Source organism: Ruegeria sp. CDSA246, assembly GCF_059611225.1.
Genome location: NZ_JBXWPD010000002.1, coordinates 168,876 through 185,941, shown reverse-complemented (window position 1 = coordinate 185,941; position 17,066 = coordinate 168,876). Strand labels below are relative to the sequence as shown.

Here is a 17,066-nt window from a genome sequence, read left to right as displayed (position 1 = left end):
CTTGGGTGTAATGAAGCGGCAGGAACCTGTCGGACGGTATGTGGTGCGTTAGCAAAAGAGCAGTCGCAGGCATTGTGCGGCTTCGTATGGACAATTAGGTCACTTTGTGAAGCACCGATTGTCTTCAGCATCCTGATCTTGGGTCTCGCAACTGGATTGGCCCAACCATGCCGGAGGGACAAAAATCCAGTAATAAATGGCCGACAACACAATATATGGTAAAACCTGTCGACCCCGGTATCGCGCGTAGCGCGCATCATTGAATCAATAGGAAAATTCCTAGAGAATGTTAACAGCCTCTCTAACACCAGTGCTAACAGCATGATGTTAGCATCTAACTAACTGTTTCTGCTAAAATATTTTTGTTGACTCGATGATTCGGAGAAGCTTATCAAAACGGTAACTGGTTGCGTTTTCGCTGACCCAAACGCGATGCTTTTAAGGTGCCGCATGATACTAGATTTAGATTTGCATGATGACATCCGATATCAGCTGAAAAAGAAGCAGGTAACCTTGTCTCAAATTGCTCGCGAGCTTGGCAGATCACCCAGTACCGTCACAGCTGTTTGCCAGGGGCGCGTGAAATCTCACTTCATACAGCAGGCCATCTGCCGTCATCTCGGGAAGAGCCATCCATCAGAAATTTGGCCGGATCGCTACCCTGAGCTTACCGCCCAAGCAGAGGATGATAAAATGTAGCCACTTTAATGAAAAAGAGCTGAGAGTTCCCGCTCTCAGCCCTTTCTAACTTTGGGCATCATAGACACCCTTGATCTAAGTCTTTGATCCCCCTTTTCGCCGAAAAAGTCAAGCGCCTGGCGTGAGTGATCTCTCGCCAGATCGAGAGTTCTGACAATCGAAAGGGGTCGCCATGACCTACATGAAACACGCTCAGTGCGTGAATCGCTGCGCATATGTGTGTCGCTCGCAGACCATCAGAAGCGGGGGACTTGAATCATGAGTGAGCTACCTTCTCAAGGCTTTACCCTGCCAAATCCATCCCGAAACACGCGCACGATCAATTGGCGATCTCGTGCCAGTTGCAGGGGTACCTTGGTCTTAAGATTGCGCGGGCGAAGCCAGGTTGTTGTCTACGAGAGCTTGCTCGAGTTGATGTGCATTCTGTTGATCTGCTCGCGTGGAGATGTGGTCGATGTTTGGGATCAGCCTAGGCCGGTTCCGTTCCATCTTCCGGATGGCAGCAGGCACGAGCACACCTTCGACTACTGGGTCCAACTGGCCAACGGTCTCCGCTACTGCGTGGCCGTCAAGCCCATTGATCATGTTGCTAAGTATGATTTTGATCTAAGGCTAGGCTACGTGCGTGCCGTACTACCGGGCGATTTCGCTGACGAAGTCATTCTGATGGGTGACGCGGATTTTACACGCGCTCAAGCTCTCAATGCTCAGCGATATCATGAGTTCAGCAAGAAGCCGGATATCGAAGCCGATGAGTTGATCGTTCGTACTGCACGCGAGCAGTTTGTTCCTATTACATTGGCAAATCTTATTGAAAAAAGCGGATTAGGCCGTCGCGGTTTCCGCGCTGGCTTTCGTTCGATCATTGAGCGCAAGTTGAGACCACTTTCACCAGGTAAAATTGGATTGCAAACGCTGGTATCGTCAGAGGTACCAGCATGATCTTCAACTATGATCCCACTGACACATTCATCATATTTGGGGAGCCGTACTGGTGTTCATACCAGACCGACACACTTTGCGTATTTTATCCTAAGGACAAGGGCACCGGGCCGCCAAGAACACTAAGTCGAACGGAAATTGGTTTTCTAAGGGGCACAAACAATTGGCGCTATTTTCCAGGCGCAAGAACTCATGAACGCCTGAAGAAAGCGGCCACGGCGGGAAGCAAGGCTCTGCAGAATGCACACCCCGAAGATCAAGATGCAGCGATCTTCGCCTACATGGAATGCATGAACCTAGAGGCATTTCGGAAGGCCGGCGCAATCGTGCTGACGCCATCCAGCCTCAAGGCAAAGTGGCAGGAGATCGTTGGCACATTTCTCGAACAAGAGGCGGTTCGAAACATTGATACGGGGGCCCGTCGAGGTGGGAGCAAGCTACCACAACAGAGGAAACCACATGCTCCCGCAACCTTGCTCAAGCTTTACCGTAGGCTCCGTAAGAACAACTACGATCCAGCGGCTCTTATCCCTCGCTATCGAACCGGCAAAGAAAGAAGCCTTGGCTTTTGTTCTCACACTGAAAATTTCATCAGATGCTTCGTCAAAGCCTCTATCAACCGGGAAAACCCAAAGAATAACGCCATCGCAAAAGACACGCGAGATGCACTGATCGAAGAAAACGAGCGTCGGGCAAAAAATGGGGAAAAGCTTCTGGGTGTCCCCAGCGAACGTACAATAGAACGTCGCATCGAATGGCTCGACCCTTTTGAAGTCGCTGTTCTGCGCGATGGTATCGACAAAGCGCGCGCGGACAACTCGGTAACCGCAGGAGGTCTCGATCTCCTATATCCTTTGGAGCGCGTCGAAATCGATGAATGGGAATGTGATGTTCGTACAAAATTCCAGCAGCTGAATATATGGGATGAACTTCCCAAAGACATCCGCGACGACATTCCAGACGGACGCCGCTGGATCTATGTTGCGATAGATTGTTCAACGCGATGCATTCTCGCCCTGACGGTTTGCTCAAATCCAAATTCTGACGCCGCGAGGAGGATACTCGGTCAGATTTTGAAAGATAAGACCGATCTCGCGCGCGCTGCAGGAGCGGAGGGCACATGGGATTTCTTTGGCACGCCACATTTAATCTGCACAGATACCGGCTCTTCTTTCCGCTCAAACATGTTCATTGTCGCCATCAACACCCTTGGTTCAATGATACTGTTTCCGCCGGTGAAAATTCCGGAACTGCGGAGCAGAATTGAACGCGTGTTCGGTACGATGGCACGAAAAATAATGCCACTTTTGCCGGGTCGCACGTTTAGCAATCCTATGTCTCGTGGTGACTACCCCTCAGAAGAGCGAACAGTTTTAACCGATGATGATCTGACACGAATTCTGACTATCTGGGTGGTTGATCACTATCACCACCATCCACATCGAGGCCTGCCTGGGCGCCAATCACCTGCAAGCAGATGGAAGCAACTAGTTGCCGCCTATGATGTGAGTGAACCTCCTGATCTGAACACGCGCAGAGCTGCCTTGGGATATGAATTCACTCGAACCCCATCCAAGCAAGGCGTGGTCCTGTTTTCCAACCACTACGACTGCAAAGAGCTCATAAAGTTTCGGCGCGACAACAAAGGCAAGCCTGTTCGGGTGCGTATTGACCCTGACAACATTGGTGCAGTTTCCGTCGAAATTGATCGAACTTGGTACGAAGCACTTGCGCTGAATGGTGAAGAATTAGAGGGGCTTTCCATGGCCCATTGGACGCGTGTCATGCGTGAACTGCGACAACGGCACGAAGCCGAAGCTGAACTCACTCTGCCTCAACGCAATCGTGCCATCCAAAAAATTCGCAAGATTGTAGATGATGCACGCGAACTCGGCGGGCTCGTTGACCCGGAATACACTGAAGATCGTCTTGCTTACGTGGAGAACAACCTCTGCGCCGGCATGATTTTCAATCATCCTGAAAACCCGCCTCAAAGTGCCTCCGACGCTCCATTCGGGCGAAAGATTGATCCCATTCGCCCCGAGGAAACGGACGTTCAAGTTCCAACGATCACGCAGGCTGAAGCCGGATCCGATGACGAGCCTGAATGGAAATTGGAGGAATAATCATGACCAACACAAATCGATTGTCTCACGAAATCCACATGGAATTGGCCCGGTTGCGGAACCGTTTTATGCCACGTCAATGCTTCAATGACTTGTCTGACGCGCTTTGCAACCTTGAAGATCGCAGACGCGCAGAAATCGCACAGGGCCTTCACCCCGAAGCTCGAGGCATTGCCGTCATCGGAAATTCCGGCAGTGGAAAGTCAACAGCAGTCGAACATCTGTTTCGAAAGCACCCATCACTGTCACTGCTAGCTGACAATGCAGATACTGCAGACATTGCCAGTTTTCTCGTGCCATCGCCTGCAACACTGAAAGGCGTAGGCATCTCTTGTTTGAGCGGGCTTGGGTACCCACTCATGCGTGACAGAACTGCGGGCATCATCTGGGAATTGGTGCAAAGCCATCTGCGAGAGCTTCAGGTTATGTTCCTGCATCTGGACGAGGCCCAAGATCTGATGGGATCTCAAAGCGAAAGAGAAATGCTCGCTGTCGTCAACACTCTGAAGTCAGTGATGCAAAACAAACATTGGCCAGTGAGCATTGTCTTGAGCGGCTTGCCTGATCTACTGGCGCTGTTGAATTTGGACCCTCAGCTTGGTCGGCGATTCATACCGATTAGTTTTGGCCAACTCGATGAAATCGACGATGGTCGAAACGTACGCTCCTTGGTTCAGCAATACTGTTCCGCAATAAGTATCGAGGCCGATCCTGAGCTGACATCCGATGACTTTATTGGTCGGTTGATACACGCTGCTGCGAATGAGTTCGGCATTCTTATTGAGATCGTTATCGGGGCAATTGAAATATGCTTGCGTCGCAAAGAAGCCGTTCTGGGCCAGCAGCACTTCATTGCTGAATTTCTTCGCCGCACCGGATGTACCAACGACCTTAACCCCTTTGTTCGCAAAAACTACTCAGCGATCAACCCTCGACGGTTACTTCCGAGCATTAAAGATTCCTCTGCCCAAATCGATCTTCCTGCTAAACGGCGGATGAAGAAATGAGGCGCTTAAGACTATCCGTACGCCCTTTCCCGGGCGAACCAGCAAATTCTATTGTTGGCAGGGTTGCTGCACGCAACGCTGCCAGTTTTGCCCAGGACTTTTGTGCTGATATGAATGCTTCGTGGCGAGCAGTATCAGTTGGCGAATATTCCGAACTCTCCAGCATGTCTGAATTGACTGGTATTTCGCTCGAAGAACTGCAGCGTGATACAGTCCGCGTTCGAGGGCATCTTGCCTACCAAATAAACGGGCAGCATCTGACAAGAAAATCCCTCGATAGAGGCACGCTTAAGGTATGTCCTCTGTGTCTCCTCGAAGATCTAAACGCAGCGGGAGAGCTCGGACGACACTGTCGCGTAGAATGGCTGCTCAGCGGTTATCATGTTTGTCATGTGCATCGCACCGTGATGCTCAGGCTTCCGGATGCCGAATATCCAAGATGCCCTCATGACTTCTATCAACGCATCCGAGACCACTGGGGATACATACGGCGTTCCGGTGAAGCTGCGGACGTGACGAAGGACAGCTTGGCTTGGGAAACATATCTTGCAAGCCGCATCAGAGGTATCACAACAGACACATGGTGCGACAACCTCGAGTTTGATTTGACCTGTCGCATGGCATTGAATTTGGGAACGGTCATCCGTTTTGGTGCTTCTCGAAATCCTTCCGACTTAAAACAAATGGAGATATCTCGCGCTGCGAATAGCGCCTTCGAAGCGATGAAGAGGGGGCGCAATTCGCTGTCCGCTGCGTTTCGGGAAGTTCGAGAGGCGTCAGGCAGCCCCAAACCAGGATTTCATACGGATTTCGGAGCATTTGCGAGGTGGCTATATCGTGTCGATCACAGCAGTGCCAAGTATGCCAAACTTGTAGATATTGTTACTGAGTTTGCATTCAATAATTACCCGTTTGGTCCGGGAGATGTACTTTTCGGCAGAACCTGTCGTAAGCGGCGAATTCACAATATCACCTCTGCGGCCAAGCAGCACCGCTTGAAATATCCGCGTATGACAAGCTTGGTTTTGGGTTTGGGCTTGGGCAAGGATGGTTGCCACGAGCGCATCGAATTTTCAGCGCAAAAGTACGATCCAATATTGAACGAATTTGCGCAGTGTCTTCGCCCAAAACCTGCTGCCAGAAGAATTGGTGTTCACCTCACCATGTTGCAACGTCTGGCTAGCGCTCAAATTTTGAAGCCAAGGTTCGACTTTCCGACTATGTTACCGGTCTATCATCCTGACGATCTTGATGAATTTACGGTTTCGGTCTTCGAGCATGCGAAGGTGGTCACCAATATTCCAACTAGTCATATTTTACTGATCAAGCTGTGCACACACGCTAAGTGTTATTTCGAGGAGGTCATTCAAGCTGCCCAATCCGGTTCATTGAGTTCCCTTTGCAGGTTGCCAACGGCAGTTGGGGTCCAAGAGTGTTTTGCAGACCTGGAGGATTTGAGAGATCAGATTCAAACCCGGGCGCATCGAGGATATTCGAAGCAAGACGCGAAGCGCTTGCTTCGTATCAATGACCCGACCGTGACATTGTTGGTACGAAATTCGTTACTTCGAGCAAAGACTGTTAGACATCATCGATCTCGACGCCCGATGACACTGATAAGCTCTAGCGCGATGTCAGAATTCTTGCAGCATCACGCAACGCTCGGAATGATGGCGCATGCTGCGGGGACGCAAGCCGTACATGTCGCGACCAAGCTCGAAAAGATAGGCATAGATCCGCTCCCTTTTGGGGCGAAATTCAGCAAGATTTACGAGCGCACGCCGGAGCTTGAGAACATGTTTCATCCTGGGGAACTGCAGTGAGCAACGATATAAAGTGCCGGATCATCTGTGTTCCGTGACTGCAAAGTCCACACCGTTCACCCAGAAGCTAAATACGAACAAATTTGGCCTATCTTGTGAGAGAAATTAGATATGACTGAGCACACATTTTTTGGACTTGAGGTTGTCAACGGACGCGGCGTCCGCCCCGCAGATATCGCATGTTTACCCTTTGCAGATTTCTGGTCTCAAAGCTCCGTTGGATCGACACAGGCGTTTGATCACAGCACAGGTGGATGGATGGTTTATTTGCATGACTGGGAGAACTTTTGCGAGTTCTTCATCAAGACCGGGCAACATCGATATATGCAGAACTCAGCACGCTCTGTGTGGAGTTCTCGGGAGTATGACTTCACCCCTAAGACTTATTTTGGACTCGAAATCTTAGAGGGTGATGTTGTCCGCATTGCTGACATTGCCACGCTGCCATTTTACGAGTTTTGGCAGGACACCACTGCACAAGCGCATAAGAAGCGAACTCGGCATCCATTCAATCAGCACATTTCGCTCAGCGAATGGGAGAAGTTCGCTCGCAGCTTCATAGAGACTGGCCGCTTTTGATACTTCGAAGCAAATACGAACCGGGCCAAAACCCCGTGTCTATGAATAGGCTGTTGCCTGATCGGAAAAACCCTTATGCCTAGGGTTGTATTGAAAATTTGCTTTACGCCGATGCATCGCATGGGCATTCGCACAGGTTTTGGTTGGATATGATGAAATACGATTTCCATGAAACTTTGGGCTACTGGCGCGCGTCTCTGGCGGATGGAGCACTTGGGCGAGGCCGTTTCAGGCAGAGCGATAGGAAGAATTTCATCGAACTGTCAAAAGACACCCTGCGCGAAGGTTTGCTGCCTAAGAACCAGGTCCGCAAAGTTTTTGAAGGACAGAAGCCCGATACCAAAGTGGTAGGCGTACAAATTTGGCCGATGGTCATGGCCCGGAGAACTTCTCACGGTGCGACTATATCCAATGGTTCTCCAGAAATCGTCGCACCTGTAGTTACAGAGGCGATTGTCGATAGAGACGGCAACATTCGACCTTCCCGAAACGTCATTGCGAGAGACATTCTGAAGCCACTTCCGAACGATGTTTTTTCGCTCGGCAAGGTTGAAGGTTTCGACACCTTTCTTTCAGCATCGCCCTTCTCGCCTGACGAAAACTCCCCTGTTTGGGACCAATATCTAAAACACTGTCGTGCTATGCTCGATGCCGTCTCGCCAGGGTGGCCATCTGATGATGACAATTATGTCTCTGCCGGCGTGGGATTTATGGAGGTTTCCGGTGAGGCTGCCGCAGCTATTGCGCAAGTTATCAGCCTCTATGACACGCTGCTTGGTGAAAAACACAAAGCGCCGCTGTTAGAAAATCTTGCGGGATCGCCATCAACCAAAAAGGAGCTTTCTCCTCAGACGGAAGCGAACTTCATAAATCGACTGGGGCATGCCAGCGATGAATTTCCGCTCGCAGATCATCAACGTCAGGTTCTTTCATATCTCTCAACGGGAAAACCCAGCGATGTGCTTGCTGTCAACGGGCCTCCTGGAACAGGCAAGACGACAATGCTTCTGTCGGCCATTGCAGACGCGTGGGTTCGCGCCGCGCTGGAAGAAAGTGCTCCACCGGTTATCGTCGCGGCGTCCACCAACAACCAGGCTGTAACAAACATTATCGACGCGTTCGGCAAGGACTTCTCAGAAGGCGAAGGCCCATTTGCGGGTCGTTGGTTGCCTGACTTCAAAAGCTACGGGTTGTTTCTTCCAGCAAAATCAAAAGAGGCCGAGGCTGCTCGCCGGTATCAAACTGAGCGGTTCTTCAGTGAACTAGAAAGCCATGACTATGTTTCCCGCGCCAGAGACGCTTTTCTAAAGGCCGGGAAAACAGCATTTCCGGGCCTTGAAAATCCAGATGTGAAAGAGATCGTATCTTCGCTACACAAGCGGATTACTGACGAAGTTGCAAAGCTGTCCGATGCGGACAAGGCACGAAATTGGGTTGAGGAGGCAACATCGAAAGTTGTTAGCCTATTGGGCGACGATGCCGAGGCAACATTGCTGCAGCTGGAAAAAGCTGTGCAAGATGGCGCAGCAGAACTTGAGCGCCACAAGATTTGGGAATCCGGGTGGACCAAACATCAGGCTGATGAATCTGTCTTTTTAGTAATGTTCAACTTTCTTCCATCTGTGGCTCGAAAAAGAGTGATGAAAGGGCGTGTCTCCCTGGAAAACATCGGCTGCACGATGGATTTCTCCGATGTCAGTTCGGTTGAAGGTTTGGGGAATAGCTTGAGAAATGCGGTTCGAGTTGCACAGGAGGCTGCTCAAACCACCAAGTCCAGATATGAGGCAGCACGGTCAGCGTTAGAAAATCTGGATCAGGCGAAGAGAGCATGGGCGCGCGCAACGGAAAATCTTGGTGCGCCGGCCGTTCCAGCAACTGATGCATTGGACGTCGATAGGTTTGCCGATTGCCACACCCGTTTTCATCTTTTCCGACTGGCTTGCCACTATTGGGAGGGACGGTGGCTTCTGGAAATGGACGATAGCCTGGACGAAATCGTGGCCTCGCAACGAAAGACCGGGCGGAAAACAATCGAACCACGCTGGCACCGCCGTATGATGCTGACGCCCTGTGCTGTCTCCACGTTTGCGAGTTTGCCAGGCAATATGAGCTTTGGTCTCAAGTCCGGCGGTGAATGGGGCACCGGCTATTTATTCGACTTCATCGATTTGCTGATTGTTGATGAAGCCGGACAAGTCTTGCCAGAGGTTGCGGTACCCTCGTTCGCTCTAGCAAAGCGCGCATTAGTCATTGGAGATACCCAACAGATTGAGCCGATCTCGTCCGTGTCCAAAGCAGTCGATATCGGCAACCTGCAAAGCGCGGGTTTTCTGAAAGAGAACTATGCTGAGGACGATTTGGCGACACTGTCTGCTACTGGCATGCGTAGTGTTGACGGCAGTGTAATGCGTCTCGCCCAGCAAGCGTGCGTCTATGAGCCCTACCCGGAATTAGAGCGAGGGCTTTACCTGTTCGAGCATCGGCGCTGTTATGACGAAATCATCAATTTCAGCAACAAACTCTGCTACAAAGGATCGCTCAAACCGATGCGAGGCAGTGCTCCCGAGGGTCGCGCAGTACCGTCGATAGGGTACCTACATATCGATGGTATGGCTCTGAGTTATGGCGGCAGCCGCGCAAACGCGACTGAGGCTGCAACAATTGCAGACTGGCTCGCGGAAAATCGGCACGATCTTGAGAGTCAGTATAAGAAAAAGCTCGAAGAAATAGTCGGTGTCGTCACGCCCTTCGGGCGGCAGGTGCAAGAAATCAAACGCGCTTGTGCCGAACGAGGCATTGACGCGAAAATGACCGTTGGCACGGTTCACTCGCTTCAAGGGGCTGAGCGACCGATCATCCTGTTCTCACCGGTCTATTCCAAACATGCCGACGGGCATTTCATCGACATGTCGCCAAGTATGCTGAACGTGACCGTATCGCGTGCAAAAGACAGCTTCCTCGTCTTCGGTGACATGGACGTATTTTCGTCGGCTGCGAAGGGTACGCCCAGATCGGTCTTGGCTGAGTGCCTGTTCTCTCAGAGCGATGGGGGGCTTGAGTTTACTGCGCAGCCGCGCTCCGATCTTCAGGATTCAAGTCACCCGCTTTCGACACTAAGAGACGCAGAAGAACACGATCGGTTCCTGAAAGATGCCCTGTCCACAGCCCGCGAAATGACCATCGTCAGCCCGTGGGTCATTGCCTCAACAATGAAACGTGCTGGGTTGCTCGATGCCTTCCAAAGTGCGGCGGCGCGCGGGGCAGAAATCGATGTCTTCGCGGATCCTCTGTTGAACCAGTTGAAATACGACGATGGCGTAACACAGCTGGAAGCAGCAAAATCGGCGCTGCAGGAAGTGGGTGTTCGTGTTCACGAGGTGCGTCAACTGCATAGTAAAATTGTCATCGTGGACGCCAATCGTCTTTGCATTGGATCTTACAACTGGCTGAGCGCTGATCGAAAAGGCCGATATGCACGCCATGAAACGTCAATCGTCTACAATGGCTCGCATCTTCAAAGCGAGATTGATGTCATCAAGCAAAGCCTAGGTGCCCGCGAGAAACGCTAACTCCTCCGCGAAATCACTCTTTTTACCCAGTCCGCCGTGCGCTGGCGGGGTGGTTTCGCGCTTTCTGAAATCTGCGCTGTTTGATCTGGTGAAGCGACATACTTTCTGTCGAAAAGCGCCAGTCTTTTGTCGACGCGATGAGGTTAACTTGCTAGAATATAACGGTATTACGAAAATTTAGACGCTAAACTTCGTGTCATCTTACATCAAATGTGATGTCATTAACGCATAAGAGTGCGTTTGGAATGCATAAGCGTGCAAGTGCCGTGTTTAGCGGTAGATGTCAGCGCAAAGCAGCGCGATCGTTTTGGACAAATTTCATAACAAGCGGGCTCAGTTTTAAGCTTTTTGTCAGGCAGTTTGTCCGAATCCAAGATAGCTTGCCGGCACCTTATCTGTGAGCCAAACACCATTATCTGCACAGAAGAACTCAAAGCCATCGTCGAACATTTGCTTAGCTTCGACACGTAGTACAACTGGCTTGCCGTGACGCTGGCCAGCGCGCTCGGCGGTTTCAGGGTTGGTTGAGAGGTGCACTTGACGGCGTCGCCCAGGGTTTAACCCATCGGAGAAAATTGCATCTAAATTTGTGCTGGCGGTTCCGTGGTATAACTCGTCTGGTGGGTGCCGAGGTTCTAAGCCAAGGTCCACATCAACCGAATGGCCCTGTGCTGCCCTAATCCGGGAGCCATCCTCAGACAAAGTGAACTGTCTTTTGTCGCTGCTTTCCACAAGCCGAATGAGCTCGTCGCGGCTTAGCTTGCGGCTTGCCTTTTTCAGCTTCCGCAGCAGCTCATCAACCCGAACCCACCCATGCTTATCAAGCTGAAGACCAATCTCTTCAGGTTTGTGCCTAAGCACCAGGCTTAAAAATTTGCTTTCTCAACTCATACCCAAACTGCAAGTGCGCGCTACCCTTGTTGGTGATTAACACGAACGCAGTCGCCTAGGAATTACATATAAAGCGCTCGTTTGATCCCATGGTAAAACCCGTCGATTTGAGCTTGCTCCAGAACTCAATTTAGCAAAAGCATCTGGGCACCAGTCGCAGTTCGCTCGAATGAGGCGGCCCTTTGCTGCCTTTGATCACGGAGTTGGATCGCCGCGTTGTGGGCGTCGAACCGGCCATTCGCTGTACTCGCGAACCATTCACCGTTTCGGTTGAGCAATATGAAGAGTTCTTCCGTCGCGAAGCTATCTTGGAGACGTGGTTGCGCGATCAAGACTAAGCACTTCCAGAAGTTATGCTGCGACACCTGCTTTCAGCGGGTGTTTTTTTGTCGGCCCGCATGTGTTTCTGCAAGGTTACGAGTTTCGCCTGCACGCATATGGTTGAATAACTGATGGTTCGGGGATCTTCTATATATTATCAGATGGCTAATTTTGCTTCACTTAGATTGGCTGCAAAAATCGCACTCTTATGCGTTACTGACACAAAATTTGGCGCCCTGAAGGTCAATTGACCTCCTGTGACAGTACAGCAACTTTATACAGGGCCAATATCGGAGCCATCGAATGTTTCAGGCTGTGTTCCGATCGAGTATCTCCCCAGCCTTGTTGACCGTGGATTGCTTGGCGAACTTCGCATATTCCCAGTCAAGTCAGTTTTGGTGAAACTGGCGGAAAGATGCATGAGTGGGAATTCAGAAAGGCCGGCAGTTCGGTCTACCCGACGAACCAGGAAAACCGGCTTGTTTAGGCACAGATTTTTGAAAGCCAAAGTATCGTGATTTCAGCTGAACACGGTATGAAATCAAACACCCCTGAGTGGCTGATCACCTCTGCGCTTGCAACCGCACATGAACGCTGGCGTGATCCCTATTCACAAACCCAAAGGTCCCCCTTTCGCCAACCCCTTGCATTGACTATGTGTAGCTGAACGCCAGCGGAGCGTCGCCGGCCCTTGATGTCTGCCTTGAACAATCGGGAGCGCGCCAATGTTCTTTCTCCGTCCGGCACTTGCTGCATTTTGCGCATGCACATTACCTGCAACCGCTATGGCACAGACCGAAGCAACTGCTTCGGGCGGCCTCCAAATCGAGCTGAATTCGGTTCAGGATGTCGAAAACGCATGTCGACTGACGTTTGTGGCGGAAAACCAAACCGGGACAGCCATTGACGAAGCCAGCTTTGAGACGGTGATCTTTGATGCTTCCGGCAGCGTGGTCAGCCTGACGCTCTTCAATTTTCGTGACCTACCGGAAGATCGCCTGCGTGTGCGCCAATTCGTCTTGCGCGACAGAGACTGCAGTTCGATTGGAAAAGCCCTGATCAACGGCACAAACACCTGCAAGGTGGCCGGGGAGGAGAGTTCGATATGTGAAGACAGTCTGAAACTGCAAAGCCGAATAGATGTGGAGTTGATTGGATGAGCCCCTTTGATGCGCTGCGCGAAATCCTTGATCTGGGCGGGCCTGTTGTTGCGATCCTGATCGCGATGTCGGTGGTGACCGTTGCGGTCACGCTTTATAAGCTCTGGCAGTTTGCCGCATCCGGCGTCGGGCGTCACCGAGTGTTGTCCGAGGCGCTGGCGGCCTGGGATGCGGGCGATCCGCAAACCGCCCACGCCCGTCTGGACAGAAGCCGCAGTTATCTTGCCCCCCTGGTACGGGCCGCGATGCGGGCCTCAGATACGCCGGGTCTGGACCAAAGGCTGGATGCCGAGGCCGGTCTGGCGCTTGCCGGGCTTGAGCGCGGCTTCCGACTGATGGACACTGTGGCGCAGCTTGCGCCGCTGCTGGGTCTGTTTGGCACCGTCCTAGGGATGATTGAGGCGTTTCGCAGCCTGCAATCCGCCGGGTCGTCGGTCGATCCATCATTGCTTGCCGGTGGTATCTGGGTCGCCCTGTTGACAACGGCTGTGGGGCTTGCCGTGGCGATGCCGACCTCGATGCTGTTGTCCTGGTTCGAAAGCCGCACCGCGCGCGAGCGGGTTTTCGCAGACAAGGCGCTGCGGACAATTCTGGTGCCGGGGCAGGCCGTTCCGCAGGCCGACGATACCCGGGCTGTGGCGACCGCCCCCGGACATGCGTAACACCGCACCCTTCGTACGGCGCCCCATGTCGATGACTCCGCTCATCGACGTGATTTTCCTGCTGTTGCTGTTCTTCATGCTGTCTTCGACCTTTTCCAAATATGGCGAGATCGAACTGAGCAACGCAGTGGGCGGCAGTGCGACCTCGGACACGCCGACTGAGCGATTATTCCTGCAGTTGGGGGCAGAACGACTGGTGCTGAACGGGCAAACGGTCTCTCTTAGTGATCTGGAAACGCAACTGGAGGCCGGGCAGGTTCTGGTCAGTTTGGACCCGGATACAACGGCGCAGCGCGTCATCGACGTCCTGGTCCGGCTGCGCGGGCGTGACGGATTAAGCGTTCTGGTGCTGGAATGATCAAGTACAGGCGCCCCAAACGCAGACGCGACTCGACGATTGCGTTGATCAACGTCGTCTTCCTGATGCTGATCTTTTTCTTGCTCACTGGCACATTGGCTCCGCCGCTTGATCCGGATCTTGAGCTGGTGAACACGGCAGACCTAGAAGGGCGCGAGCCACCTGATGCGCTGATCCTGCACGCCGACGGCACGCTGAGCTATCGTGGAATTCCAACCGACCCTGAAACGCATATGCGTGACCAAGGGGCCGATGCCGTGCGCATCGTCCCCGACCGAAATGCGCCGGGCCCGCGTCTGATCGAGGTGACCGGCGCGTTACGCCGTCTGGGCGCGTTATCCGTCTTTGTTGTGACCGAGAAGGCGCTGGAATGATCCGCCGGTCGGTTTTGATTGCGGCGGCGGCCATTCTGGTGTCGCTGTTCCTGCACCTGATGGGGCTCAGCGTGACCGGGCAGCGGCTTGCAGAAGACGCGCCAGGCGGCCAAGCGCCTGAATCAATCGAACTAAGCACGACATTCGAGGATCTTGCCGAGGTTGCCGCCGAGCCGGTTGAACCCGAACCGGCCGAGGCACCAGAGCCTCCGGTTGAAACACCGCCTGAGGAACCGGAAATCCCGGTCAGTGAGGCGCTTGTCGCGTCGGAAAACCCGCAGGAGGTTTACGCGCCCGATATCGGCGAAGCGGAAGTGGTTCAGCCGACTGCCACGGAACCGGTTGAGCCTGATGTGGCAGAGACGGAAAACACATCCGAAGGCGATGCCGCCGCCAGCGAAGATGTCAATGAAACCCCGCCGGTCGAGGCGGAAATAGCAACCGAGGTACCCGAAGGAATTCCCGAGGCAGAGGTCGTCGAGCCAGAGGTCGCAACCGAAGTCCAGCCCGTATCGCCCCAACCACAAGAGCTGGCGGCGCTGCCGGTCACCCCGTCGCCCGAAGCCGCGATTCCCGTTGTCCCGTTGGAGTCTGAGGCGATTGACCCGGATGACCCGGTTGAACCGACCGACCAGGATGCGACGGAGGACGTGACAGAACTGGCCGTGACGTCTTCGATCCGGCCGCAGCGCCCCGACCGACAACCAGCGCCCGAAAGGCGGGGCACACTGAACGGCGCGCGCGACTTCAGCGAGTTGCAGTTCCCGTCAGAGGTGGTTGAATCGCCCCTTTACGCCTACAGGCGCGAAGGTCTGGATGCCTTCACGACTGGCAGCAGTGGCAGCCGCTCGGGCGGGCGTGGCCCCGGCAATTCGGACACCACCAATTATGCGGGTGAAGTCTTAGTCCACCTGAACCGCGCGCCCCCGGTATTTGTTGCTGCCCGGGGATTTGCCAAGGTGTTTTTCGAAATCAATCCCGATGGCACGCTGGCCTGGGTCGATGTAATCGACAGTTCAGGGTCGTCCGATGTTGACCGGGCCGCAAGGGCGCAAGTGCGGGCGGCTTCGCCCTTTCCGCTGCCGCCAGGTGGGGTCAGCCGCAAGCTGTCCTTCTTCTACACCAGCAATTGATTGGCAGGATTGAGCGCTCCTTCCGCCCAAGTCAGGGCTAGTTTTGGGCGGGATTTCGCCCGAATCCACCATTTCCGGATATGCCGGTTAACGACTCCGGAAGTCTCATTTGCAAACCTGAACGATTTTTGCCATTTAAAGAGGTATCGCCGCATTTCTGTGATCAAATCTTTGTAATGAAATACGACTGAATACGAAAACACACGTAAATGCTCGGGAAATTGGACTGTCGGCATTTTCTGCATTTGCAAAGATGCAACAAGTGCCCAGTGTGCGCCACGAGAAATGCTGCGAAATCGTTGCGTGTGCTCGGAAATTGTTCGAATAGGCCAACAGTCGCTTTGGCGGCTACACTCCTCTCAAATCTTATGGGTTTACCATGAAAAATCTCCTCATTGCATCGACCGCGTTGATCGCAACCGCAAGCGTTGCTGCCGCGGATGTTAAATTCAGCGGCTACGGCCGTTTTGGTATTGGATATCAGGAAGACCGTACCGGTACTGTTGACAACTTCACCGTTGATCCGGCAACCGGCGCAGTTACCAGCGCCGGCACCGCGACCGTCGACACCGACAACACCATCCTGGTCTCGCGCTTCCGTCTGAACATCGACGGCACCGCAGAAACCGATGGCGGCGTTGAGTTCCAGGCACGTGTTCGTCTGCAGGCTGATGACGATTCCGGCAACGGCGAACAGAACAGCGCAGGCCTGAACGGCGCACGCTTCTCTGTCATCTACGGTGGTCTGCGTGTTGACGCCGGCAACGTTGCGGGTTCTTTCGACAACCTGGCAAACTACTTCGGTAACGAACCGGGCCTGGAAGAGTTCCTAGGTCAGTATTCGGGCGTTGACTACAGCTTCCTGGAGTACACCTCGACCGGTTCGGGCGCGAATGCCGTGTTCTTCCAGTACGCAATTGGCGATTTCGCATTTGGCGCGTCATATGACCAGGCAACTGTTGCTCTGGACGGTGTTCCGCAAGACGCAGACCGTTGGGACATCAGCGCAACCTACACATTCAACAACATCACTGCCGCTCTGGCTTATGGTCAGACCAAGGCGAACGTGAACAGCAGCAGCGAAAAGCAGTCGCTGACCGTTCTGACCCTGGGCGCAGAATTCGGTGACTTCTCGGGTACACTGTTCGTAGCTGACGATGACGTTGTTGATGACGCCGAGAACGGCACCGCATACGGTCTGTCGCTGGCATACGACCTCGGCGCTGCAACCACCCTGCAGTTTGCTTACGGTGACGGTTCCGCTGACAACGATACCCGCAATATCGGTATTGGCGCCATCTACGACCTGGGCGGCGGTGCATCGCTGCGTGGTGGTATCGGCGAAATCAAAACGGGTGACGAGGACGGGCGCATCCGCGCTGACTTCGGTGCGCAGTTCAACTTCTAAGTTGAGCTAAACCA

General features: G+C 53.1%; 14 protein-coding genes and 1 pseudogene. 14 read left to right on the top strand and 1 reads right to left on the bottom strand.

Annotated features, from left to right (window positions below; all coding sequences use genetic code 11):
* Positions 1 to 432 precede the first annotated feature (432 nt).
* The 7 genes from AC2FI9_RS03720 (at position 433) to AC2FI9_RS03690 (ending at position 10,745) form a co-directional block, all read left to right on the top strand.
* A complete protein-coding gene (locus AC2FI9_RS03720) occupies positions 433 to 699 on the top strand; it encodes a helix-turn-helix domain-containing protein (protein ID WP_496765727.1) in 267 nt (88 codons plus the stop codon).
* Between the two features lie 258 nt (positions 700 to 957).
* Positions 958 to 1,641 (top strand): hypothetical protein, encoded by a 684-nt coding sequence (locus AC2FI9_RS03715; RefSeq protein WP_496765723.1) that lies wholly within the window; start codon positions 958 to 960, stop codon positions 1,639 to 1,641.
* A complete protein-coding gene (locus AC2FI9_RS03710) occupies positions 1,638 to 3,767 on the top strand; it encodes a TnsB C-terminal domain-containing protein (RefSeq protein ID WP_496765721.1) in 2,130 nt (709 codons plus the stop codon). The genes AC2FI9_RS03715 and AC2FI9_RS03710 overlap by 4 nt, the downstream gene beginning before the upstream one ends.
* Positions 3,768 to 3,769: 2 nt before the next feature.
* A complete protein-coding gene (locus AC2FI9_RS03705; RefSeq protein ID WP_496765718.1) occupies positions 3,770 to 4,774 on the top strand; it encodes a TniB family NTP-binding protein in 1,005 nt (334 codons plus the stop codon).
* Positions 4,771 to 6,597 carry a TniQ family protein gene (locus tag AC2FI9_RS03700; protein ID WP_496765716.1) on the top strand — a complete coding sequence of 609 codons (1,827 nt, stop codon included), beginning with the start codon at positions 4,771 to 4,773 and terminating at the stop codon, positions 6,595 to 6,597. The genes AC2FI9_RS03705 and AC2FI9_RS03700 overlap by 4 nt, the downstream gene beginning before the upstream one ends.
* A gap of 111 nt (positions 6,598 to 6,708) precedes the next feature.
* Complete coding sequence (locus AC2FI9_RS03695) at positions 6,709 to 7,176, top strand: hypothetical protein (RefSeq protein WP_496765714.1); 468 nt, start codon at positions 6,709 to 6,711, stop codon at positions 7,174 to 7,176.
* Between the two features lie 152 nt (positions 7,177 to 7,328).
* Entirely contained in the window at positions 7,329 to 10,745 is a 3,417-nt protein-coding gene (locus AC2FI9_RS03690) for an AAA domain-containing protein (RefSeq protein ID WP_496765712.1), read from the top strand.
* Between the two features lie 351 nt (positions 10,746 to 11,096).
* On the opposite strand, the pseudogene AC2FI9_RS03685 reads toward AC2FI9_RS03690, so the two are convergent.
* Positions 11,097 to 11,612: pseudogene (locus AC2FI9_RS03685) on the bottom strand (RNA 2'-phosphotransferase); the annotation flags it as partial.
* Positions 11,613 to 11,818: 206 nt separating this feature from the next.
* Here AC2FI9_RS03685 and AC2FI9_RS03680 point away from each other — a divergent pair.
* The 7 genes from AC2FI9_RS03680 (at position 11,819) to AC2FI9_RS03650 (ending at position 17,052) form a co-directional block, all read left to right on the top strand.
* Positions 11,819 to 11,974 (top strand): hypothetical protein, encoded by a 156-nt coding sequence (locus AC2FI9_RS03680; RefSeq protein WP_496726473.1) that lies wholly within the window; start codon positions 11,819 to 11,821, stop codon positions 11,972 to 11,974.
* A 708-nt stretch (positions 11,975 to 12,682) separates the two neighbouring features.
* Positions 12,683 to 13,117, top strand: coding sequence for a hypothetical protein (locus AC2FI9_RS03675; RefSeq protein WP_496765710.1), 435 nt, complete (start codon positions 12,683 to 12,685; stop codon positions 13,115 to 13,117).
* Positions 13,114 to 13,779, top strand: a complete 666-nt coding sequence (locus AC2FI9_RS03670) for a MotA/TolQ/ExbB proton channel family protein (protein WP_496765706.1) — start codon at positions 13,114 to 13,116, stop codon at positions 13,777 to 13,779. Before AC2FI9_RS03675 ends, AC2FI9_RS03670 begins: the two co-directional genes overlap by 4 nt.
* A 31-nt stretch (positions 13,780 to 13,810) precedes the next feature.
* Entirely contained in the window at positions 13,811 to 14,137 is a 327-nt protein-coding gene (locus AC2FI9_RS03665; RefSeq protein ID WP_496765704.1) for an ExbD/TolR family protein, read from the top strand.
* A complete protein-coding gene (locus tag AC2FI9_RS03660) occupies positions 14,134 to 14,511 on the top strand; it encodes an ExbD/TolR family protein (protein WP_496765702.1) in 378 nt (125 codons plus the stop codon). Before AC2FI9_RS03665 ends, AC2FI9_RS03660 begins: the two co-directional genes overlap by 4 nt.
* Positions 14,508 to 15,644, top strand: a complete 1,137-nt coding sequence (locus AC2FI9_RS03655; RefSeq protein WP_496765700.1) for an energy transducer TonB family protein — start codon at positions 14,508 to 14,510, stop codon at positions 15,642 to 15,644. Before AC2FI9_RS03660 ends, AC2FI9_RS03655 begins: the two co-directional genes overlap by 4 nt.
* A 379-nt stretch (positions 15,645 to 16,023) precedes the next feature.
* Positions 16,024 to 17,052, top strand: coding sequence for a porin (locus tag AC2FI9_RS03650; RefSeq protein WP_496726467.1), 1,029 nt, complete (start codon positions 16,024 to 16,026; stop codon positions 17,050 to 17,052).
* Positions 17,053 to 17,066 lie beyond the last annotated feature (14 nt).